Here is a 22,111-nt window from a genome sequence, read left to right on the forward strand (position 1 = left end):
TAACGCCAAAGCTTCATTTAAAGGATCACCTTGAGCCCACATAAGTCTGAGCGCAATGCTTTGTTTGCATTAGCCATCCCGATGATTTTATCAAACATAACGGTGCCGATTTTAGGCTTAGTCGATACCGGGGTGATTGGCCATCTGCCTGAACCGTATTACTTAGGTGCAACGGCTGTTGGCTCCATGGTTATTACCTTTATCACTTGGTTTTGTGGCTTTTTACGCATGTCTACCTCGGGCCTTTCTGCACAAGCATTTGGCAAGGGTGACGCCAACCTAAGTTTGATGGTGTTAACTCGTGGTTTAATGGTTGCGTTAATCATAGGCTTTAGTCTGATTGTATTGCAATACCCATACATCGAAGCCTTTTTGTGGGCATCTGGGGGCAGTGAGCAAGTTGTTCACTATGCCAGAGAGTACAGTCAAATCAGGGTGTGGGGGATGCCAGCAGCATTGGCTAACTTGGTCATATTAGGTTGGTTATTAGGTATGCACAAAGCTCGCTTGGCAATGTCGTTATTGATAGTCACCAATCTCATTAACCTATCGTTAGACCTACTATTTGTGTTGTATTTTGAATGGGCTGTCGCTGGGGTCGCCTTCGCAACACTAATCGCCGAATACAGTGGCACGGCCTTAGGCATCTATTTTATTGTGTTAACCTTGGCCCCTAAACAGCTTAATATTCACAACAATGTAAGCCAGCTTAAGCAACGCCTGTTGAATATGGTCGAATTGAAACCTTATTTGCAGCTTAATCGAGACATCCTAATTCGCACTTTATGTCTTGAGCTTTGCTTTGTATTTATCACCTTGCAAGGGGCTCGCCTTGGCGATACCGTGGTTGCTGCTAATGCCATTTTAATGAACTTTATTTTATTAATTTCGTTTAGTCTAGACGGTATAGCCTATGCTGCAGAAGCGCGTGTCGGTCGTGCCAAGGGGGCAAATGATCACCCCGCATTACAATTAGCGGTAAAAACGGCAATGGTCTACAACCTTATCTTTGCCGTTTGTTACAGTGTGTTCTTTTATCTGTTTGGCGAGCAATTTATTTTAATGCTTTCGAACATAGATCAGGTAATCGCTTACGCTCAGGTATTTCTTCCATGGATTATTGCTTTGCCCATATTGGCATGTTGGTGCTATTTATTTGATGGTATTTACATTGGCTTAACGCAAGCAAAAGCGATGCGAAACTCGATGCTTATTTCAACGTTTGGCTGCTTTTTCCCCGCGTGGTTTATTCTCAAAGACTATGGTAATCACGCCTTATGGGCCGCACTATTACTGTTTTTAACGACCCGAGGCGTCACCCTAATGTGGCATTACAAAAAACACAATCAGCGCTTTATTGGCCAAAATTAGGAGTCGTTTTATGGCTTTAATCCTACAACTTGTTGCCCTATGTGCTGTGGTATTGCTCTTAAAATACGGCTTAAAGTACCCAAAAAATGTTTGGGTATTATTTGCCACCCAACCTCTATGGCTATGTATTTCACCAACCATAACCTTTATTGGCGGTATTTTGGCGCAAAAATTATCGCCCGATCCAGCCTATGCGACCTTACCTCTGAGCTTAATGATTATTGGCTTAGCGCTTACGACGTTTTTAGTGGCAAAATTAAATCAACATTTTGGCCGTAAAATAACCACGAATATCGGTTTTATCATTGGCATTGTCGGATGCTTATTGGCCATGTGCTCGGCTTTATATGGCGAGTTCATGTTGTTAACCTTGGCCAGTTTTGTTCTTGGCGGTTCATTAGCCTTCACCCAGCAACTAAGATTTGCAGCCTTAGAAAGCGTCAGCTTAGCAGAAGGCCCTAGAGTATTGTCGGTATTAATGCTGGCGGGTATTTTTGCCGCGTTTATTGGCCCTGAAATCGCGGTGATGGGAAAAGACTGGCTCCAATCAGAGCATGGTTTTGCCGGCTCTTTTTTAGGTTTGGCTGCTTTATTGGTCTTAGCCATGGTTATTTTTCAGGGCTTTGCAAACCCAGTTTCCGAACACAAAAACCAAAGCCAGCAAACGCCAAGACCACTTATGAGTATACTAACCCAACCTATTTTAATCGTGGCATTATTATCGGCGGCGATTGGCTATGGCTTAATGAGCTTTTTAATGACCGCTACTCCGCTCAGCATGCACAGTATGAGCGGACATAGCTTAGAAGACACCAAGTGGGTTATTCAATGCCATATTGTTGCGATGTTTTTACCGTCTTTATTTACCGGCAGGTTAATTGAGCGTATCGGCAGTGCCAAAGTCCTGCTGTTAGGAACTTTATTGTTTTTCATCGTAACCATAGTGGCACTAAATGGCCAACAAGTGATGCATTATTGGTGGGCTTTAGTATTGCTTGGGATCAGCTGGAACTTTCTCTTCACCACGGGTACCGTGTTATTGCCCAGAAGCTATCAAGAAAGTGAGCGTTATAAAGTACAAGCGCTTAATGATTTTAGTATTTTTACCCTACAAGCTTTGGCGTCTTTGTTATCGGGTTGGGTCTTATTTAACAGCAGCTGGCAAGTGCTAATTTACACCACCATGCCGTTTATGGCCTTAATGTTTTTGGTCAGTGGTTATCATTATCAAAACCTAAAAAGAAGCCACGTTGGATAACACCTAATGGGTGGGTATGAGATCAATAAAGGGCCGATTGGCCCTTTATATTTTCGATTAAATGATTGCTCACAACTTAGTAGTATGAGTGTTCACCACGTTGGTGTTCGGTAGCATCTTTAACCCCTTTGATTTCGTCACCCATTAAGGTAATAAGTTGCTTTTCAACCCCGTCTTTTACGGTTAAGTCAATTTGGCTACAACCGTTACAGCCACCGCCAAATTGCAATACGGCGTAACCATCTTCGGTAATTTCAAGCAGTTGACATTCACCACCATGGCCAGCAAGTTGAGGGTTTACTTCGGTTTGAATAAAGTAATTTACACGTTCAAATAAAGGCGCATCGTCAGCGACTTTGCGTAATTTTGCATTCGGCGCTTTTAATGTAAGTTGCGAGCCCATCTGGTCGGTAACAAAATCGATTTCGGCATCGACTAAAAAGTTCTCGCTGTCTTTGTCGACAACCGCATCAAAACCATTGTAGTTTAAACGAATGTCATCTGGTTCAACCGCCTCAACTGGGCAGTAAGAAACCCCACACTCTGCCTGAGCCGTGCCAGGATTAACCACAAAAACGCGGATACAGGTACCTTCTGCTTGATTTGATAGCAATTTTACAAAATGTTCCTGGGCGGTATCGGAAATATTTATCATCATTCGTTCTCGTAAGTCGTTAACTAAATTGATTTGGCCATGGTTTTAATCGATTGTACTGTTTTGCAATACCCGAGTAAAAGGCTCAAGTATGCCTATGATACTACTGTCTATCGTGAATATAAAGTTAGTTACCGCGTTAAAATTTACAAAATATAGGTTTTTCTCTAGTATGCCTTTAATATGTTGTTAAAAAATTATAAAAATATTTAAGGACTGGCTGTGATCAAATCCCTAAAAGCATCGATTATGTTGCTTTGCGCTCTTTTTATCTCAAGCGCACAATCTGCAAGCTTAGACTACTACTTTCCCGAACAACCGACGTATCAAACCCACGTTCCGACACCTCAATCGGTGATTGGTTTTCATGTGGGCGACCGTCATGTGCGCCACGATCAGTTATTGGCCTACTTTGACGCACTGGCTAACAGCTCAAATAAAGTTGAGCTACAACACATGGGAATGACAAACGAGCACCGTAAGCAAGTCGTAGCGGTTATCAGTAGCGAAAAGAATCTTCAAAACCTAGACCAAATCTTGCAACAACGTCGCAATAATCTTAGTCCCAATGACAATGAGCCCGTAGTAGTGTGGCTAGGGTATTCGATTCACGGTAATGAAATCAGTGGCGCCAATGCCTCGATGTTAGTGGCGTATTATTTGGCCGCAACCAACACCGACTATACCAAGACTCTGTTAGATAACGTAATAGTGGTGATTGAACCGAGCATGAACCCAGATGGCATGGATTTATTCACCACTTGGGTAAACAGTAATCGCAACGCCTCGTTAAACACCGACCCTGCCCACCGTACCCATCATCGTCAATGGCCTTCGGGGCGAACCAACCATTATATGTTTGACTTGAATCGAGATTGGTTACCCCTGACCCAAGTTGAAAGTCGCAACCGGGTGCGCACATTCCATCATTTTAAACCAAACGTGTTAGCTGACTTTCACGAGATGGGTAAAGACAGCAGTTATTTTTTCCAACCAGGGGTTCCTTCTAGAACCAACCCCTTAACGCCAGCGAAAAATATCGAACTTACCCAGATTTTTGCGACCTATCACGCCGATGCCCTCGATCAAGAAAACCGTTTGTACTATAGCCAAGAAAGCTTTGATGATTTTTATTACGGCAAAGGTTCAACCTACCCTGATATTAATGGCACGGTCGGTATTTTGTTTGAACAAGCGAGCTCTCGAGGCTTTGCCACCGACAGTATTAATGGTGTATTAACGTTTAGCTACGGCATTAAAAATCATGTTTTAACGTCGTTTTCAACGTTAAAAGCCGCTGTTGAAAACAAAGCCGCATTGCAACAATTTCGCTACGATTTTTACCAACAAAATCTGCGTCTTGCCGATGATGAGTCAAGCGATGGCTTTGTGATCAGTGCGCCTAATGATAGCCACCGACTTAATGAGTTTTTACATTTATTAGCCCAACACGAGATCAACGCTTATGCTCTGACACGCGACTATCAAGAGGACGACGATGAAGCTTTGTTTGTTGCCAACCAAAGCTACTTTGTCCCATATAACCAGCCTCAGTATCGACTGATCAAAACCATCTTTGAGAAAGTCACTTCATTTCGTAACAACACCTTTTACGACGTCTCCGGTTGGACTTTACCTTTGGCGTTTGATTTGGTGAGCAATAGCGTAAAGTCGCGCAACCTAAAGTTTAGCAATAACGCTTGGCATAAAACTCAAGCCAATCGTCAACCGCTTAACTCGGATCTTCAAGCTAAAGAAGCCTACGCATATACCTTTTCTTGGCAACACTATTTGGCCCCGAAATTGTTAAATAGACTGTTAAACCAAGGGATCAAAGCCCGCGTTGCGAGCCAAAGCTTTAGCCAAATGGTGAACGGCCAAAAGATGGACTTTGCAGCGGGTCAAATTGTGATCCCTAAAGGCATCCAAACCGTCGACAATTGGTTTGAGTTGCTTAATCAAACTCAACAAGACTTTGACATTGCTGTATACCCATTGCAAAGCGGCTTAACCCCCATAGGCATTGAGCTAGGAAGCCCTTCAATGCGACCGGTTAACCCCGTGCAAGTACTTATGGTCGGTGGTCAGGGTGTCACCCCTAATGAAGCGGGTCATATGCTGAATTATTTAGACAACACTTTAGGGGTTCCAGTATCGATTGTTGAGATGTATCGTTTGCATCAAATTGATTTTAACCATTACACCCATGTGATTTTTGTTGATGGGCGTTATCAACAACTGTCGCAAACAACTCTGGATAAACTCGGCCATTGGCTGTCTAATGGTGGTGTCATTTACGCTCAACGCCGGGGGGCGAGCTTTTTGGCAAATAAAGGATTACTCAAAGTCGAGACGGTTAAAGCGAATGAATTAAATGGGTTATTTGATACCAGCCAATACACCTATGCTGACAAGCAACAGCATGGCGCACAGCAACGCATTGCTGGCACTATTTTTTCGACAACATTAGATACGTCACACCCACTAGGCTTTGGTTTTAATGACCAAAATTTACCGATATTTAAAAATTCTACGGTTATCATCAAACAGCCCAACGCCCCATTTGTAACCGTCAGTCGGTTCAATCAAGCACCGCTATTAAGCGGTTACAGTGCTCCACAAATGACCAACATGGTGGCGAATAATGCCGCTATTGTGGCCCATAATGTGGGCCGAGGCCGAATTATTGCCAGCTCTGAAAACTTAGTATTTCGCGGCTACTGGTTGGGCACCTCAAAAATAGTCGCGAACGCGCTATTTTTTGCCAAAGCATTCAGTGCCAACGCGCCGATAATCGAGCCGGCAAACCCCAAACACTATTTTTAGCCTAGGGCCTAGCCAAATTTAAGTGCCACACACACACTCAACACGGATACTTTTTGTACTCCGTGTTGAGTTAATAATGCGGCCAGCTCACTTACCGTCGCGCCAGTAGTAACCACATCATCAACAATCGCCACATGGTTGGGTAATACCCGCTTTTTATCTAGCATGTTTTTCGACAACACAAAGTTGGCTTTTAACTTTCGCCGCCTTTGTGCTCCCGACTGCCCAACTTGGCTGTCACTGTTTTTTATTCGTTTAAAAGCACCTTGCCAATACGGAATCGACAATGTTTTAGCGAGTGGGTAAGCCAACAATGCACTTTGGTTATACAGGCGTTGTTTTAGCCTTTTTGGATGCACAGGAACCGAAACGATAAGCTGGGGCCAATTTTTATGATCGTCCATTTGTTGTAATCGCCGAGCCAACAAACGGGCAAGCAAGGGCGCAATTTCAGCGCGTTGATGATACTTTAATTGTTTCAGCCAAGAGTCAAAGGGCCAATGATAAGGCGCTAGCGCGTATAAATGGTGAAAACGAATCTTTGGTAATTGCTGGGCAATTTTAGGGTATTGCAGTAAATCTTGTGGCCATTTAAATGACTGTTCGCTTATGTCCTTGGTACACGTTTCGCACAGCAGTCGGTCATGTTCGCTAGGCAAACAACATAAATCACAACGAAATAAGCCGGTAAATAAAAAACCTTTGAATTGACGATAGCGATGACAGCAAAACTGAATCGACTTTTTAGCTAAAAACCCAAGAAAAAAAACGTAGCTCATTTCCATATACACACTCCTTTGCGTAAACTTAACGTTAGAACAGCAATAAAATGTCTTTCAACGTTTAGATATAAAGCATGACAGAAAAATTAAAAATAGACAGTATTGGCCAAGGTACTCCATTGGTCTTTATTCACGGTTGGGGTTTAAACAGTGGTATTTTTGAACCGATGGCAGCACGCTTTACAGCTACCCATACAGTGTACAATTTGAACTTACCTGGCTTTGGTCGCAATCAAGATGTCAGTGTTAGCCCTTATGATTTATCCTTTATCGCTGAACTTGTCGCCCGCTCCATCCCCGATAATGCAATAATTGTTGGTTGGTCATTAGGCGGCTTGGTTGCCAAAGAACTCGCCCTTCACCACAGCAAAAAAGTAAAAGCCTTAGTCACCATTACCAGCTCGCCGTGTTTTACCGAAGGCCTCAATTGGCCAGGCATTACCCCGAGCGTGCTGCAGTATTTTCAACAGCAACTTATGGTCAATAGCGAACAAACGATTAATAACTTTTTAAAGATTCAAGCTATGGGCTCGAGCTCAGTGCGCCAAGATACTAAAGCGATTAAAGCGCTTATGGAGCAATATCCGACCCCAGATAGCGCCAGTCTAGTCAGCGCCCTTAAGCTTTTAGAGACGGTGGATTTACGTTGTAAAATTAGCCAAATCGAGGTGCCGTTTTTACGCCTTTATGGTCGTTTAGACACCTTGGTTCCGAAAGATATGATCAGCCAAATGGATAAAATAGCCCCCAATAGTGACTGTTATGTGTTTCATCATGCCTCGCACGCGCCGTTTATTTCCCACAGCGATGAATTTTATCAAGTTTTAAATGACTGGTTAGCTGGCAATAATGCAGGGTCTTAAATACACTTATAAAACAAATACAAGCAGAGCTTAATAAACAACAATAAGGATAAATGATGGAAGAGGTACTGAACCAACTGACAGAATTTTTTCAACTAATTTGGCATAATCCTATATTACGTACCGGCTCCCTTTTGCTATTGACCTTTTTTGGGGCTTGGTTGGTTGCGATGATATTAGACCGAGTCATAATTTCACGTCTTAGGTCTTTTGCCAGCAAAGCCAAATTTGCCATGGCTGATGAGCTCATTGGTTTACTGCAAAAACCCTTGTATTACACCATTTTTGTTTTTGCCTTTATCTTTGGTAATTCAATACTAGAAATTGCAGAGTTTGTTTCTACGATTGTGATCCCAATACTAAATACCTTATTGCTGGTGATTTGGACCTCGTTCTTCTTAAAAATCACCAAGATCTTACTCCGCTTAATGGCTCATAACGAGTCTAAGTTTGAAGTTGTTAACCCTCAAACACTCCCTGTCTTTCAAAATTTAGCCCTGATCATCATCTGGGTTGTTGCCATTTACTATATTTTATCGAGCTGGAATATCGATATGTCAGCGCTGTTAGCCTCTGCTGGTATTGTCGGTATTGCCGTTGGTTTTGCTGCTCGTGATACCTTAGCTAATTTATTCTCGGGTGTGTTTATTATGGCCGATGCACCATATAAAATTGGTGATTACATTGTGCTAGAGTCTGGTGAACGGGGCGCCGTAACACATATTGGACTGCGCAGTACCCGTATATTAACCCGTGATAATATTGAACTGACCGTCCCTAACTCGGTCATTGGTAATACCAAGGTTACCAATGAGTCTGGCGGCCCTAATACGACGTATCGAATTCGCTGCAAAGTTGGGGTCGCATATGGCAGTGATATCGACCAAGTGCGAGAAATTTTACAAAAAGTAGCCGAAGACGAACCCGATATTAGTGCTTTTCCTAACCCCGTCGTTCGTTTTCGTCACTTTGGTAACTCGAGCTTAGATTTTGAAGTAATGGGTTGGATCAAAGATCCCCAATTTCGTGGTCGCATTACCGACCAAATATTAACCGCAATATATAAACGCTTCAGTGAAGCCGATATTGAAATCCCTTATTCAAAACACGACTTGTATATTAAAGAGCACGTTATGACAACGAGCCATGAAGCATCGAAAACACCAGCAATGGAGTCACCCAAAGATGAGCCGAAAAAAATAGAACAAAAAAATAATAATACCAATCGCCTTAAACACGATCCTGCCGATGATCGTCACTCCGATAGTCATGCATCTCACAGTGGCGATGATGATGGTGATAACGGCGACTAAATAACCATAAAAGGAATTACCTTGATTCACTTTCCAGCTTTAGTTCGTCACGATAACGAAGACGAACTGATTTACATCGACAGTTTACAAGACTGGCAAAACGATGAAGAAATGTTGCTCTATATTTTTACCGAGCGCGATGTGCTAATTGACAGCACAGGGCAAGTATTTTTATTGCCTGACGTACAAGAAAATTTAACCACGGCAACCCCAATAGCCAACGCCACAGTGGAAAACATTACCGAATTGGTTCAAGCTCATGTCCACATTTTAGGCCATTGTTGCAGTGAAAAAATTCGCTTTAATACGGTAAGTGAAGCCATTGCCGCCATTAAAGACCTGCAATAACCCATTTGCTTAGGATGGTATTAAATAGCTGATCATACAATCCTAAGCTGTACTATTAAGCCACAAAAGTTTACATTATAAAACAGATCTTTACTCCTACCTGTCTACAATACAAAGCCCCGAAACTTTGCCGGATAAATTTGATGAAACTTGTTGCTGTGATCTTTTTCACCTTGTTGTGCTCGGTTCTTGTTGACGCCGATTTAGGTAAGCAAAATGCCATATTTACGTTAAAAGATAGCATTCCTTTTGGTGATAAAGTGGGGCATTTTTTGATGTACGGCGTATTGGCACTCTTGGCCAATTTTGCGTTTAAGTTTCGATTTATATGGCAAAACCAAACCTACCAACTAGGTTCACTGTTGGTGCTGATTTTTAGTTTAAGCGAAGAGTTCAGCCAGTTGCTGTTTGCAACTCGTACCTTTAGTGTGGCCGACATCATGGCCAATGTTGTTGGTATTACTTTTTTTACCTGGTTGTCATTGCAATGTGGTAAACAAATACCGCGATATAATACGCGCTTGGTCTAGGCGATGAAAGGCCAAATACATCGCGGTATATTGGGCCAAAAAGACACAAAAAATGGGGCTGTTAAGGCCCCATTTTGCTATCTAGCTAGGTAGCTATATTTTACGACTTATGCGATACCATATTGCGCACGATAGGCCTTAGCGTTTTCTAAGTGCTCTGCCATTTCAGGCTTATCGGATAAGTAAGTAATTACATCACTTAAACTTACAATAGATACCACGTTGGTATTAAAGTCACGTTCAACTTCTTGAATAGCCGATAATTCACTTTGACCTTTTTCTTGTCGGTCTAAAGCAATTAACACACCTGACAATTTTGCACCTTGGTTTTGGATGATTTCCATCGACTCACGGATCGCAGTTCCAGCGGTGATCACGTCGTCAACCAACATGATTTTACCTTTAAGTTCAGCACCAACTAAAGAGCCACCTTCACCGTGGGTTTTCGCTTCTTTACGGTTAAAGCAGTATGGAACATCTAGGTTGTGATGATCAAATAAAGCTACTGCGGTCGTCGTTGCAATCGGAATACCTTTATAAGCAGGCCCAAACAAAACATCAAAGTCGATGTTCGCATCGGCTAGGGCTGCGGCATAAAAACGGCCTAAACGAGCCAAGTCGCCACCGCTATTAAACAAACCCGCATTAAAAAAATATGGGCTCTTACGACCAGATTTTAGGGTAAACTCGCCAAAGCGTAATACGTTTTTTTGCAAAGCAAATTCAATAAATTCGCGTTGATAATCTTTCATCTATTTTCCTATTAACGATTAATTTAAGGCCGCTTTTTGGGCATCAAATAGCTCGGCAATACCGTCTTTGGCTAATTGCATCATTTCTTGCATCTCGTCAAACGTAAACGGTGCTTCTTCGGCCGTACCTTGTACTTCAATTAATTTTCCGGTTTCGGTCATCACCACGTTCATATCGGTTTCTGCAGCCGAATCTTCTGGGTAATCTAAGTCAGCAACCGCAACACCTTCATAAATACCAACCGATACCGCGGCAATCATATGCTTAAGTGGGTTGGTTTTTAATATGCCCTTAGCGCGCATATGGTTTAAGGCGTCGACTAAAGCAACACATGCTCCGGAAATTGAAGCCGTTCGCGTGCCGCCGTCAGCTTGAATAACGTCACAGTCAACCGTAATGGTGTTTTCGCCAAGCGCGGCTAAGTCCACTGCGGCTCGTAATGAACGAGCAATTAAACGAGAAATTTCTAGGGTACGTCCGCTTTGCTTGCCGTTTGCTGCTTCTCGGCGCATACGAGTATGGGTAGAGCGAGGTAGCATGCCGTATTCTGCAGTGATCCAGCCTTTGCCCTGGCCTTTCATAAAGCGAGGTACACCTTCTTCAACAGTGGCCGTACAAATTACTTTGGTGTCGCCAAATTCAATCAGTACCGAACCTTCGGCATGTGCTGTAAATTGACGAGTAATGGTGACTGGGCGGATCTGCCCTGCCGTTCTGCCGCTTGGACGCATATAAGTTCCCTAATCTAATGTCATTTTTGCAGCGTATTATAGCATTGCTAACGCCCTTTTTGACAACGCTATTGCCAAATCAACATAAACTCGACGAAATAAAGTTAAAACTGAAAAGGTCTTGTAAGTAGGTTGTTAACCAAATAAATTGTACCTATGAATATATTATCTTTAGCTTTCTTTACAACGTTATCTTTTGCACTCGCTTTTGTGACGCCGTCATTTTCGATAATGGCCGCAGCAGCCAACAGCGAAACGGCAACAACTTTGATACACGAACAATTACCGCTTTACAGTAAAATTTATGACGAAAAACGTGACCCGTTTAAAGATGCGGCAGCGGCGATACAATTAGCCAGTCAAACAAACCGTAATGTGTTAATTGAAATTGGCGGCAATTGGTGTGTTTGGTGTCAAAAAATTGATGCCTTTTTAACGGCCAACCCAGACATTTACCAAGCCTTACATCAAAATTTTGTGCGCTTAAAAGTGAACGTCAGCGATGCCAACGACAATCAAGCGTTTATGAGTGGTTTGCCACCGGTGCTAGGCTACCCTCATATGTACGTATCAACGGGACAAGGTAAAGTGATTTTGTCTAAAGATACCGCCGAATTTTTACACGATGGCAAATATTCTAGAGCCCAATGGCTAGATTTTATCAACCAATGGCAAGCTGCCAATAATGAGCGCAACCTAAAACGCCAGCAAGCCATTTCATCAACCAAACCACAAAGGTAACTCGATGTCGTTTTTTAATAACAATATAACCATCCCCAAGGCGATAAAACGTCGGGTGTCGCGACGTAACTTTTTAAAGTCGGCGGCCCTATCTGGTGCTGTGATGTCGATGCCGAGTGTTGCTTGGGCACAAGTAAGCCAAGGCTCTGCCAATAAACAAGTCGAACCGTGGCGCACTTTAGACAGTGTGTTAAATCATTTATTGCCAAGCTCCCCCTCTGGTCCAGGCGCCAGCGAAATTAAGGCTTTAGATTATTTATTTAACCTTATTGAACAGCAACCCATAGATGATGGTGAAAAAGCCTTTATTAAAAAAGGCGTTAACTGGCTAAATGGCTACACCGAAAATAATTTAGAGCAACCATTTCATTTGTTAGCAGCACAGCAAAAAGAGTCCGCTTTGCGCGCTATTGCCAATTCTGAGGCTGGTGAAAATTGGCTAAGCACCCTACTCACCTACATTTTTGAAGCCATGTTGGCCCCCTCATCATATGGCGGCAATCCTAACGGCATTGGCTGGCAATGGCTTAATCATCAAGCCGGTTTCCCGATGCCACCAATAGGTAAACGCTATTTTGAGCTTCCGGCTTATGGCGCCATAAAAGTGACCCAGATTGAAACGATAACGTCGGAGCAAAAATCACAAGGAAAAGCACTGTAATGAAATATGATGTATGTATTGTTGGTTCTGGTGCTGGTGCATCTCCGGTGGCTTACACCTTAGCTAAAGCCGGTAAAAAAGTATTGATATTGGAAAAAGGCCCTTGGCTAACCGAAGAAGATTTTTTTAAGGATGAAATGGCCTGTTGTCGTCGCACCACCTATTCGCCAAAATTAGAGGATGAGCAACATGTTATTGAAGAAGAGTACGTAAAAAACGACGGCTCTAGCTACTGGCAAGGTGAAGCAACAAGCGAATCTGGCTGGGACTTTTGGAATGGCAATATGGTGGGCGGCTCATCAAACTTGATGAGTGGCTATTTTCATCGTTTAAAGCCCATAGACTTTCGCTTGAAATCGGAATTTGGCGAAATTGACGGGGCGAATGTCGTCGACTGGCCAATTTCTTATGCCGAATTAGAGCCCTATTACGACATGGTAGACAAGGTTGTTGGTGTTTCGGGTAAGGTGGTCGAACATCCTCACCTTGAACCACATAAAAGCGACTACCCATTTCCACCAACCGCTGAACACCCGATTTCATCGTGGATAGATACAACGGCAACCAAGATGGGCTTGCACCCGATACCAGTACCGCGAGCGGTATTATCACGCCCAGCCATGGGCCGAAAAAGCTGTGAATATTCTGGCTATTGTTCAAGCTATGGTTGCAGCACGGGAGCCAAAGGCAGTGGCCGAGCAGCGCTGTTAAACCATGCCGTTGCCACGGGTAATTGCACCATAGTACCGCACGCCAAAGTCTTTAAATTAGCCTCTGATAAAGCCGGTCAAATTACTGGGGTTTGGTATTACGACAAGCGAAACCGCGAACGGCAAGTTCACGCAAAAATGTATGTGGTTGCATGCCAAGCCATTGAAACCAGCCGCTTATTGCTAAGCTCAACCAGCGAGCATTATCCATTAGGCGTGGCCAATAGCACTGGCCAAGTAGGTAAAAATATGGTGTTTTCAGCCGGTGGCACTGGCCGAGGCGATTTTTTATTTAATGATATTGGTAAAGACAAAGAAGCACAGCTTAGAGTGGTTGGCCCATTCATTAACCGCGCTTTACAAGACTGGTATCAAATTAACGATAAAGACTTTGACCGTAATCGCAACTCAGCACCCCGCGCTAAAGGTGGCACCATCGACTTTTTATTTCACCAAAACCCCATCGCTAAAGCCAGCTCTGAAAAATGGGATGATGACGGCCAACTGGTTTGGGGTGAAACCTTAAAAAGCAATTTAATGACCGCGTTTAACTTTGGTAAAACCCTGCGTTTTGAAGTATTTAACGATTGGCTACCAAATGATAACTGCTATGTAGAATTGGACCCTGTGCACACCGACAAATGGGGCGACCCGGTAGCAAAAGTGCGAATTGGCGCACACGAGCATGATGTTAAAGTGGGCGAATATTTAGCTGCCAAAGCAGAAGATGTATTAAAAGCGATGGGCGCGGTAAATGTAAGCTCTTCGGTCAGCTCTTACCCGCCAGCGAACTTACAAGCAGGCGGTTGCCGCTTTGGTGACGACCCCAAAACCTCTGTACTGGATCGCAACTGTAAAGCGCACGATGTCGATAACTTATACGTTACCGACGGCTCATTTATGCCAACGGGTGGTTCGGTACCCTACACTTACACCATTTACGCCAACGCGTTTAGGGTGGCTGAGCAGATGTTAAAGCGTCTGAAAAGTTAATTTAATCACGTCTGGCGCTCGACCTACGAGCGCCTCCCCTCATTCACGGTTTCTCTTGTTAGGGTCCGTAATTTAAAAAGCACCAGGCCAAATACGAGATAACAAGCTCTATGCTTTATTGCTCAATACCCTTATGTGGTGCATAATCAAAAGCCTATCTAAGACAGAGCAACGTTTCTGCCATAGAGCTTAGATAGCTTCATTAACACTTATAAAGGTAGCTATTATGATCCACAGTATGACCGCATTTGCCCGCGTTGAAATCAAAGGCGATTGGGGCAACGCCGTTTGGGAAATCCGCTCGGTAAACCAACGCTTTCTTGAAACCTATTTTCGTCTACCAGAGCAATTTCGCGCCCTAGAGCCAGTACTACGTGAACGTTTTCGCAAACAATTAAACCGCGGTAAGGTTGAATGTAACCTGCGTTTTAATGCCAACCCAGCGACCAAAAGCGATTTAAGCATTAACACCAAACTGGCCGAGCAGTTAATTGAAAGCGCCAAATGGATTAACGACCAAGCCGGTAACAGTAGCTTAAACCCAGTTGATATTATGCGCTGGCCAGGAGTTATGGAAGCCGAAGAAGCCGACATGGATGCGATTTCCGCTGAGCTTTTACAAGGCTTTGATCAAGCTCTAACCGACTTTATTAAAGCCAGAGCCAGCGAAGGCAAAAACATGGCCGAGCTTATTGTTCAGCGCCTCGATGGCATCACAGAACAAGCAGAGCAAGTCAAAGCACAAATGCCAGACATCATAAAATGGCAACGTGAACGGATTATTGAAAAGTTCAATGACGCAGGCATCGAACCAGACTCAGGCAGATTAGAGCAAGAGCTGGTATTAATGGCGCAAAAAATGGACGTTGACGAAGAAATCGACCGCCTATTTAGTCACGTAAAAGAAACCAATAAAATCCTAAAAAAAGGTGGCGCTCAAGGTCGCAGACTAGACTTTATGATGCAAGAGTTCAACCGCGAAGCCAACACATTAGGCTCAAAATCAATCAACACCGACATCACTGCAGCCGCTGTTGAGCTAAAGGTATTAATTGAGCAAATGCGTGAGCAGATCCAAAATATCGAATAGAGTCCATAATCATCCTTATCTATGCATAACACCATATAAATAAAGAGATTTAACATTTACTGCATCCATAGAAATCCATAACTACCCACCACAATCCACCACTTTACGGTGGGTAAAATGGGTAGTATTCTTAAAACTTGAAAACACCAGTGGTGGGTAAATAGTTTGATAGGATTATTATGGGTAAGTTAAATGCGAGAATGCTGGAATCGAAAGCATTAAAAGAGCCGGGCAAATACTCTGATGGGGATGGCTTGTATTATGTGGTGCCGAAGTCTACATCCGGACCAGGTAAGCCTTATTGGATGTTGCGATATACATCCAATAAAAAGCGCAAGGAAATGACACTCGCCAAAGCAAGTGATTTATCCTTAAAAGATGCTCGCCTAGAAGCTGCTTCAAAAATGAAGCAGCTTCGTGCCGGCGCTGATCCCTTAGTTACCAGAAAACGAATAGATCAAGAAAGCATTAAAACCGTTAATGACCTATTCCAAGACTGGTACCCTACTCTTGAGAAAAGATTAAAGCACCCTAAAATCCCACAGCGTGTTTATAGCAAAGATATTGCACCACACATCGGTGATATCAAATTAGATCAAGTTACCGCTAGGGATATTCGAGGCGTTATTAACAGCATTAATGATTCCGGAAGACCTACTATTGCTAACGATGCTTTAGGTTACTGTAAGCAATTATTTAATCATGGTATTAAGCTTGATTTGCTTCCTCTTAACCCTGCCTCTGCATTTACCTTCAGAGATGCTGGCGGTATAGAAAAAAGCAAAGACAGAGCACTAACCGAAGCTGAATTGAAGCAATTCTTTCAAACAGCCAGAAAACATAGTGATAGTTTTAGCCGAGATAACTATTTAGCTTGTGCATTATTGGTTTGTTTAGGTGTAAGGAAATCAGAGCTTTGCGAGGCGAAATGGGATGAGTTTGAATTAGAGAAAGGGCTTTGGCACTTACCAGCAGAGCGTAGTAAAACAAATGTAGGCTTTACCATACCGCTAGCTCCAGAAGTGCTCAAATGGCTTGAGGAGCTTCAAGTAAGAGCCTTTGATTCAGAGTACGTATTTCCTAGCCGCAGAAGCAGTAAGACTCCTCATATGGCCGCAGATACACTAAACCGAGCCATTACGAAACTATTTGGCCATGAAGCCGGCAAAAAAAAGCAGCCACCCAACTTAATGGGTGACATGCCTCATTTTACAGTTCATGATTTGCGTCGTACTTGTCGTACCTTATTAGCCAAACAAGGTACGCCTGGCCATGTTGCTGAAAGGTGCCTTAATCACAAATTAAAAGGTGTAGAAGGCATTTATGATCAGTATGACTACTTAAATGAACGCAAAGAAGCTTTAACTTCTCTTGCTAAATCCACTTCTCAGATCATTAATACATAGAAATAAGCAGATGAAACAATTAAATACATACGACACAAAAGAAGAAGGTGAAGCAGCCTTAGCTAAAATTGGTGAACCAAAGCGTCTGGCTAGTGAAAGAGATGATACTAAAGTTATTTATAACTTATTCGGTGAACCAACGTGGAATAATTTCTACAAATTAGAAATGTTTGATTTAATTGAATTAAAAGAAATAGTTGAGCTTAAGCAAAAAAATCAACCTTTCGATAAAAAAAAGGCACAGCGACATTATCACTGTTTTAGGTTATGTCGCCAAAATGTTTGATATTCAAATTCCTAAACATTGGCTATAAAGCCCTGTAACACAATCTGTATAACCAAGTAAAATACGTCATAGGGGCAGAAATTCGCCCCTACTGATTTAAATAGATACGCTGTTAAATATAAATTTTGACACGGTAGCCTAACGCCCTTAAGGCTTTATTGGTTCTCCCGTTTCGGGGCGGTGTTGCCTCAGGTCTAGCCCATCCTACAATTTCAGCGATAGAGTTAATTCCATAGTGCTTTATCCTATATTCAGAAAGCTTACCTACCTCATACAATCTTTGCCATAGATTTTGGTCTTTTCCACCGTAGAGAACGTAGTCAAGAACTTCAACTATCGATTGCCCTTTTGAATTTCTAAGTTTAAACAGTAAATGTGCAAATAAAGGCAAACGTTCATCTCTGCTCAAACTTAGAATTTCTGGCTTACCTAATACACTGGTAGGCATTTTAATTACGTGATCCAACGTCGCATGAGTCGCAGAGCATAGAGTCAATAAATCGTTTTCATCTATGTTGTTAATGTTAGCTTTTGACAATATACGTCTAATATTGGGAGCATTTTCATACAACGTTATGCTTTCACTGGTTGGAGCATTTTCTGTCTCGCTCCACCATTTCATAGCAGCAATCAATGCCTTTTGAGGATCTGAATGATTTTTTTGAAAATACTCTTCAAATGGATAAGTGTTATCTGGCTGGCGCACTTGATTGTAGTAGTATGCATGTAAAAATTGATCCACCTGCCAAAATAAAGGAACATCTTCATCCACCCATTTAGGCCTGTAATCATTGATTTGACTTGCAATATTTCGAATAAAAGATAATGTTTCGTTCCATTCTTCTCCGAATCGTTGTTTTTTCCTGTCTACTCTTTTTTTATCAGGGATGAAATTAACCCCTTCCCATTCATCAATGTGCCTTTTACGTTTTGCCTCATCATCAATTTCTTGCTTTTTCTTTTTATGTAAAGCAGCAAGCTCTGACTGCTCTTTAATAATTTCTTTAGTCAAAGGTAAAGACTTATCTAAGTCAAACAGCTCTTCAAAGAATGATTCAATTTGTAAATCCATACCCGAATCTTTCATCTCAATATCAGAAATAAAAACACCTGTTTCAATGTTTGAATACCAAGCCCTATCGGTTAGGTTAGCAGAACCGATGTAAACACCATGCCCCTGCCACCAAATAATCTTTGAGTGAAGCATATCAGGTATTAACTTGCAGAAAATATTGTTGCGCTCATTCCTTAATAGCGTCTCTAGAAGACTAGGCGAAACAGGTACGGTATGATCGTAGCGCATCCAAATATCTAAACGTCGTTTGTTTTCTAAACAGTTCTTGATTAGCTTAGGAGTATCGCCTCTATCACTACCATAAGCTATTGCCGCCAGCACCCCGTCGACGGCAACTTCTTTAGATGGTAAGCAACTCTCCAAAAAATTATTATTGATTCCATTCGCAACTAATTTCACTTACGCCACCATACCTCTGATTATTTTTTCGAGGTAAATATCTTTTCCATCTTCCATAAAGACAACATTTGCTTGCTCTAACTCGTCCTTCGTTTTATTAACGTTAATTAAGCTTGAAAAAGTTGTCGCTGATAAAATAAACGAGCTTAAATTAAGATTATCTTGCTCATAATTCTTAATCTCTTTGTACAATCCAAATTTACCGCTATTTAAGTCGATTTGGCGTATTCCTTTTGGATCTATCAAGCTAAGCCACTGCTCACCAGTTTTATCGTCGACAAGCCATAGTAAAAAGTCTGGATAGAAATTCTCGGCGAGAGCAAAGCCTAAGCCTTTTGCTTTGGTATCAGCATTTCTTAATAAGTAGATGCTTTTATCACCAATAACTGACTGCCCTTTCGGTGTTGATAGGAACTCTTCTAGGTCCTTAACAAATTGAACTTCACTAGGTGCATCAAACGCCGTTGGACGCATCTTAAGCGGAACGGAAGCATTGTGCTCAATCGACATAAGCGGGTAGTAAAGATGCTTATCGAACGTAATAGCCACCATGCCCGGCGCGTCCCAGTCTTTGGCTTTCCCTAACTCACCAGCAACAACTAGTTTCTGTAATTGTTCCAGGCGAGTTGAATAAGAAAAACCATCTTCAGTATCTTCAATTTCAAAGTGATAGACTTTAAGCATCCCTGGATCATCTTCATGAACATGGGTGACTTCAAAGAACTGGCCTTCATAAGCATTTTTGAGCGCTTTATAGAATCTATCGGTGTAGTCCTGAAGCAATCGGATCATGATGTCTTCTTGCTTACGCACATCGGAGAACAACTTAATTTCTAACTCTTGTTCAGGTATTAACAATGTGTACCAAAAATTAGCGGCTGATGTTTTACCCAAGCAAAATTCAGTCAATTTGGCTTTATCTAAACGTAGATTGCTCCAGCCACGTTGTAGTTTGAAATCTTGGATCGCCAGGTAAATTCGCTCAAAATCAAATACAGCAATAACTTCTTCTTTTAGTTTTCTTGGAAGCCTGTCATGCGCAGGTGTTTTATCACCTGAATCGGTAGTGCTTAATGCCTCAATTTTTGGGTAGAGATCCAACTTAACATGTGGCTCTTTAATTTTACCTTCAAACGCTTCAGGTATTTCATACAAGCTTGGAAAATGAACTCGTTTAAAGCCTTTCTTTTGATTGTCTTTGTAGCCCTCTTTTAGTTTAAGTGTTTTTAACTTAGATTTAGGTAACGATGGCCGTGTCTCAAAATCAAGCTCTAATATTTCATCACTTGGTGTAATTCCTTCAGATTCTAGGTATTGCTTAAATGTCGCCATGTAATCAGCACGAACACCAAAAACATTCAGTGTCTCAAGCTTCTCTAAGTTTAACCCTTTAGGACGCTGTGCCGGAGTGCTTCGTTTAAGGGAATAGCCCTGTCCTTTTAAACGAACTCCGCGACCAAATAGCTGAATAATTTGCGAGCCTTCGCCTTTACCTATGTTCAACAAGCCCATTGTCGAAACACGCCAACTTGACCAGCCTTCAGTAAACTTTCGAGAACCAATAAGAATGTTTATTTTAGAGTCTTGATTGTTAATGGTATTAAACAAAGTTTTTGCAAAATCATCTGACATATAATCAAATGACGGTTCTTCATCTAATGCTTTATAAAGCTTTGAAGAATCACCCACATTAATTAATCCAAAAGGTTCTGATGTGCCCACACGCAGAGCCAGTTCACCTTTACTTCCTTTTAAGTTAACTACGGACAGTCGTTGTCCTGTATGGCTTGTATTAAATAAGCGCTCCATGATGTTTTGATAAATCTGGCTTTCATCTTTCCCCGTATCACCTAGAGGCAAGAATCGTTTATCAAAAATATTTCTGTCTTTAGTATCCAAAATACGCGAATTATTTTTTACGAGGTCTTTAATCCAAGCCTTGGCCTGATTTTCATTATTTAGAAACCAGGCTAAAAACTTAACAACCTGCTGAATGTCTGAGTCTTCTTTAGCAACAGAACTACCGACAAATACCCATAGCGGATTTTCAATATTGAATTCGGCGAGTTTTTCCTGATTTTTTGAGTACAAATATTGCTGCTGATAGAAGCTTAACAAGCAAGCGGTAAAGTATTCATAGCGACGCTCTTCGTCTTTGTCGTCGCCTAAGTTAAGTATCAACGACTCTTTACCGTATCCATCTTCGTAGAAAAACTTATACGAATAATCAAACAACACTGACTTAGCATAGACTTCTCTTGTTGCCTGAATTCTGGCATCGCGCCGTTCACCCTCATCAAGCACCAGCTTAGCTTTTTGCTCATCATCTAACTTGTTTATTGCTGTTGTGTCGAATAGCATTTTGGCTTTTTTCTTTTGAATATCAAGTTCAACGGCATCCGCAGTTTTTCCATCACTTACTGCTTGTCCAAATGTAGCAGAATATTCAAAAGCAAAGCCAGTTCGAGTAATTGCATCACGCCGCTTCATCCAAGCACCAGCAGCAGTACCGGTACCTTTGTGGCCTTCATCAATCAAAACTAAGTTATTGCCTTCAAACGCTTCAACGGCGACAGTTTTATCACCCATATCATCGGCAAGCTTATTAATGTCAATAATCTCGATAGTACCTTTGAATGGTGTTATGCCGCTTTTATCAAAAAGACGAATATGGTCAAAGCCTGAGTCATGTAACTCTTTAAAATGCTGTGCCGATAGTCGTTCGTCGGGAGTTAGTAAGATAATTTTATCAGGATAAACATGAGTATTGCCGTTTTGAAAGTAGTGCAAATACTGCAAAATATTCACATGCAGTAATAAAGTTTTCCCTGAACCAGTAGCATTCCAGTAAGCAAGTTTGTTTAACTCATCTAACACATAAGTTTTGAAATGGTCTGCTGGTTTCTGCTCACCACAATATTTGGTTAGCTCTGCATTTAAGCCATCAAGTAATTGCTGCTTGTTGTTGAAGTACCAATCTAAATAGATTTCGGTAAACAGTAACGACAAGTATTGGAAATACTTCATATTCATTACTGTTTCTTCTATTCTATTGCGTTGTTCAGTGATTTGTTGCCAATGAGCGACGATATTCATGTCATATCGACGCAAATCGTCAATATCAACTAACTCACTCTCAAATAAGTTATTGCTAATCTCATGAAAAAAGTGAGTTTGTCCATCGTCATGAATACCTTCAAAACGATCTTCACCTAACCGCGTTTTTAAATCTTGTAATGTTTCCCCTTTTAAAAAGCGGAACATAAAGCGGTTTAAGACTAACTGTTGATGAAAGCTTAGTTTTTTCTTAGTTTGCTTTT

General features: G+C 41.9%; 19 protein-coding genes. 13 read left to right on the forward strand and 6 right to left on the reverse strand.

Annotation, left to right across the window (positions count from 1 at the left end; genetic code table 11):
* Window positions 1–30 precede the first annotated feature (30 nt).
* Together ACAY00_RS13595 and ACAY00_RS13600 are read left to right on the forward strand one after the other, a co-directional pair.
* Window positions 31–1,371 carry an MATE family efflux transporter gene (locus ACAY00_RS13595; protein WP_371374804.1) on the forward strand — a complete coding sequence of 447 codons (1,341 nt, stop codon included), beginning with the start codon at window positions 31–33 and terminating at the stop codon, window positions 1,369–1,371.
* 10 nt (window positions 1,372–1,381) lie between these two features.
* Window positions 1,382–2,629, forward strand: coding sequence for an MFS transporter (locus tag ACAY00_RS13600; RefSeq protein WP_371374807.1), 1,248 nt, complete (start codon window positions 1,382–1,384; stop codon window positions 2,627–2,629).
* A gap of 76 nt (window positions 2,630–2,705) precedes the next feature.
* On the opposite strand, the gene nfuA is transcribed toward ACAY00_RS13600, so the two are convergent.
* On the reverse strand, window positions 2,706–3,284 hold the full coding sequence (gene nfuA / locus ACAY00_RS13605; RefSeq protein WP_371379738.1) for a Fe-S biogenesis protein NfuA: 579 nt from the start codon (window positions 3,282–3,284) through the stop codon (window positions 2,706–2,708).
* A 222-nt stretch (window positions 3,285–3,506) separates the two neighbouring features.
* Here nfuA and ACAY00_RS13610 point away from each other — a divergent pair, with 222 nt between their 5' ends.
* Complete coding sequence (locus ACAY00_RS13610) at window positions 3,507–6,110, forward strand: M14 family zinc carboxypeptidase (protein WP_371374810.1); 2,604 nt, start codon at window positions 3,507–3,509, stop codon at window positions 6,108–6,110.
* Window positions 6,111–6,118: 8 nt separating this feature from the next.
* On the opposite strand, the gene ACAY00_RS13615 is transcribed toward ACAY00_RS13610, so the two are convergent.
* The gene (locus tag ACAY00_RS13615; RefSeq protein ID WP_371374813.1) at window positions 6,119–6,889 is read right to left on the reverse strand and encodes a ComF family protein; all 771 of its coding nucleotides are present in this window, start codon (window positions 6,887–6,889) and stop codon (window positions 6,119–6,121) included.
* Window positions 6,890–6,966: 77 nt separating this feature from the next.
* On the opposite strand from ACAY00_RS13615, the gene bioH reads away from it, so the two are divergent.
* From bioH to ACAY00_RS13635, 4 genes are all read left to right on the forward strand, one after another.
* Complete coding sequence (gene bioH, locus ACAY00_RS13620; RefSeq protein WP_371374816.1) at window positions 6,967–7,755, forward strand: pimeloyl-ACP methyl ester esterase BioH; 789 nt, start codon at window positions 6,967–6,969, stop codon at window positions 7,753–7,755.
* 56 nt (window positions 7,756–7,811) lie between these two features.
* A complete protein-coding gene (locus tag ACAY00_RS13625; protein WP_371374819.1) occupies window positions 7,812–9,068 on the forward strand; it encodes a mechanosensitive ion channel family protein in 1,257 nt (418 codons plus the stop codon).
* A gap of 21 nt (window positions 9,069–9,089) precedes the next feature.
* Window positions 9,090–9,416: a DUF4144 family protein gene (locus ACAY00_RS13630; RefSeq protein WP_371374823.1), complete on the forward strand. Its 327-nt coding sequence runs from the start codon at window positions 9,090–9,092 to the stop codon at window positions 9,414–9,416.
* Between the two features lie 143 nt (window positions 9,417–9,559).
* Complete coding sequence (locus ACAY00_RS13635) at window positions 9,560–9,946, forward strand: VanZ family protein (RefSeq protein ID WP_371374826.1); 387 nt, start codon at window positions 9,560–9,562, stop codon at window positions 9,944–9,946.
* 107 nt (window positions 9,947–10,053) lie between these two features.
* Here the strand turns inward: ACAY00_RS13635 and pyrE are convergent, their stop codons facing one another.
* Window positions 10,054–10,698: an orotate phosphoribosyltransferase gene (pyrE, locus tag ACAY00_RS13640; RefSeq protein ID WP_371374830.1), complete on the reverse strand. Its 645-nt coding sequence runs from the start codon at window positions 10,696–10,698 to the stop codon at window positions 10,054–10,056.
* A gap of 18 nt (window positions 10,699–10,716) precedes the next feature.
* Window positions 10,717–11,430, reverse strand: a complete 714-nt coding sequence (gene rph / locus ACAY00_RS13645; RefSeq protein ID WP_371374833.1) for a ribonuclease PH — start codon at window positions 11,428–11,430, stop codon at window positions 10,717–10,719.
* Window positions 11,431–11,586: 156 nt separating this feature from the next.
* Here rph and ACAY00_RS13650 point away from each other — a divergent pair, with 156 nt between their 5' ends.
* The 6 genes from ACAY00_RS13650 (at window position 11,587) to ACAY00_RS13675 (ending at window position 17,317) form a co-directional block, all read left to right on the forward strand.
* Window positions 11,587–12,171 (forward strand): thioredoxin family protein, encoded by a 585-nt coding sequence (locus ACAY00_RS13650; protein ID WP_371374836.1) that lies wholly within the window; start codon window positions 11,587–11,589, stop codon window positions 12,169–12,171.
* 4 nt (window positions 12,172–12,175) lie between these two features.
* The gene (locus ACAY00_RS13655) at window positions 12,176–12,832 is read left to right on the forward strand and encodes a gluconate 2-dehydrogenase subunit 3 family protein (protein ID WP_371374838.1); all 657 of its coding nucleotides are present in this window, start codon (window positions 12,176–12,178) and stop codon (window positions 12,830–12,832) included.
* Window positions 12,832–14,535, forward strand: a complete 1,704-nt coding sequence (locus ACAY00_RS13660; RefSeq protein ID WP_371374840.1) for a GMC family oxidoreductase — start codon at window positions 12,832–12,834, stop codon at window positions 14,533–14,535. The genes ACAY00_RS13655 and ACAY00_RS13660 overlap by 1 nt, the downstream gene beginning before the upstream one ends.
* 226 nt (window positions 14,536–14,761) lie before the next feature.
* Window positions 14,762–15,625 carry a YicC/YloC family endoribonuclease gene (locus ACAY00_RS13665; RefSeq protein WP_371374843.1) on the forward strand — a complete coding sequence of 288 codons (864 nt, stop codon included), beginning with the start codon at window positions 14,762–14,764 and terminating at the stop codon, window positions 15,623–15,625.
* A 179-nt stretch (window positions 15,626–15,804) separates the two neighbouring features.
* A complete protein-coding gene (locus ACAY00_RS13670) occupies window positions 15,805–17,031 on the forward strand; it encodes a tyrosine-type recombinase/integrase (protein WP_371374845.1) in 1,227 nt (408 codons plus the stop codon).
* Window positions 17,032–17,041: 10 nt separating this feature from the next.
* Window positions 17,042–17,317, forward strand: a complete 276-nt coding sequence (locus tag ACAY00_RS13675) for a hypothetical protein (protein ID WP_371374848.1) — start codon at window positions 17,042–17,044, stop codon at window positions 17,315–17,317.
* Between the two features lie 112 nt (window positions 17,318–17,429).
* On the opposite strand, the gene ACAY00_RS13680 is transcribed toward ACAY00_RS13675, so the two are convergent.
* Window positions 17,430–18,791: a phospholipase D-like domain-containing protein gene (locus ACAY00_RS13680; protein WP_371374851.1), complete on the reverse strand. Its 1,362-nt coding sequence runs from the start codon at window positions 18,789–18,791 to the stop codon at window positions 17,430–17,432.
* Window positions 18,792–22,055 carry a DEAD/DEAH box helicase family protein gene (locus tag ACAY00_RS13685; protein WP_371374854.1) on the reverse strand — a complete coding sequence of 1,088 codons (3,264 nt, stop codon included), beginning with the start codon at window positions 22,053–22,055 and terminating at the stop codon, window positions 18,792–18,794.
* Window positions 22,056–22,111 lie beyond the last annotated feature (56 nt).

The organism is Thalassotalea sp. 273M-4 (assembly GCF_041410465.1).
Classification (GTDB): Bacteria; Pseudomonadota; Gammaproteobacteria; order Enterobacterales; family Alteromonadaceae; genus Thalassotalea_A; species Thalassotalea_A aquiviva.